Annotated in this window: 1 protein-coding gene; it reads right to left on the minus strand. The window is 59.0% G+C overall.

Going from position 1 to position 1,252, the window contains the following annotated elements:
* Positions 1–9 precede the first annotated feature (9 nt).
* Positions 10–1,170, minus strand: coding sequence for a M24 family metallopeptidase (locus AC0L3D_RS36675; RefSeq protein WP_473647530.1), 1,161 nt, complete (start codon positions 1,168–1,170; stop codon positions 10–12).
* Positions 1,171–1,252 lie beyond the last annotated feature (82 nt).

Below are 1,252 nucleotides of genomic sequence, written 5' to 3' on the forward strand. Positions count from 1 at the left end.
GGACGGTCCTCAAACACACGAGAAGAGCTTGCGCTCCATGGTGGTCAGGCGTTCTGGGCCTTGCTCCGTCACCAGGACCGTCTCGCTGAAACCCATGCCATCTGCCATCATCAGCATATGAAACACCATTCCGGGCTCCAGCACCCATTTCACGCCCGGCACAAACTCGCGGATGAATTCGCCGGAGGAGGGTCGGAAATTGAGAGCAAGCGAATAGCCGGTGCGATTCGTATATGTCTCGCGCAGACCGGACGCCACGACCGGCTCGCGGCAAGCGCGATCAACCACGCTGGCCGGTGTGCCCGGCCGCATCAGCGCGATTGCCTCGTCTTGAACGCGAATGATCGTCTCGGCGGCGCGCTTCTGCTCGGCGCTCGGCGAACCAACAGTGGCGGTGCGCATCAAGCGTGCCCAATACCTTTGATGTACCCCGCTAAGCTCAAAGTAGACATTCTCGCCACGTTCCAGACGCCGGTCGGAATAGGCGCCGTGGATCTGATTTGTGCGATTGCCGGACGTGATACCGGCGTTGAGCGGCGCGTCCGCCCAGCCGGCGTTCAAGAGCGCACTGAACACGGCAATCGCGATCTCTCGCTCCTTTACGCCAGGCGCGATAGCCTCGATGCCAGCCCGCATGCCCAGTTCGACCTGACGGGCAGCGCCGCGCAAATGTTCTATTTCCCGCGGCGATTTGATCAGGCGCAGGTGGTCAACGATCCGCGGCTCCGTCACCAAAGTTGCATTCGGTAGCAGCCCCTGCAGCATCTTCCACCGTTCCACGGTCAAGAACCACGAATGCTCATCCACGCCAACGCGACCGCCTGCCAAGCCGAGACCATCGAGCGCTCTTCGCGCAGTATCGAGCCAAACGGGGAGCGGATCGGCGGCATCTGAATAGACCGTGTAGTTTTTGACCCACGACGTGCTATGCGCCGCTGGGATTTCCATATCCCGCAGGATTAGCACCGGATCGCCGCGGCTCGGGACCGCCAACGCGTGATAGGAGAAAAAGCCAGTTGTATGGAAACCTGTCAGATAGTTGATGTTCTCTGGCTGATGCAGTAGGAGCACAGGAAGATCGTGCTTAAGCATCTCTTCCTGCGTACGCTGCAGCCGCGCCTGATACTCCGCAATAGAAAAATCCAGCTCATTGTTCGCAAGCTCACTCATGGTTTTTGATTCCTTCATTAGTGACAATCTCGCCTAACTTGATTCGCCGTTCACCCGCTTTGCGGATTGTTTCCACGCCGGC

This window comes from Mesorhizobium sp. WSM4837 (genome assembly GCF_055811435.1).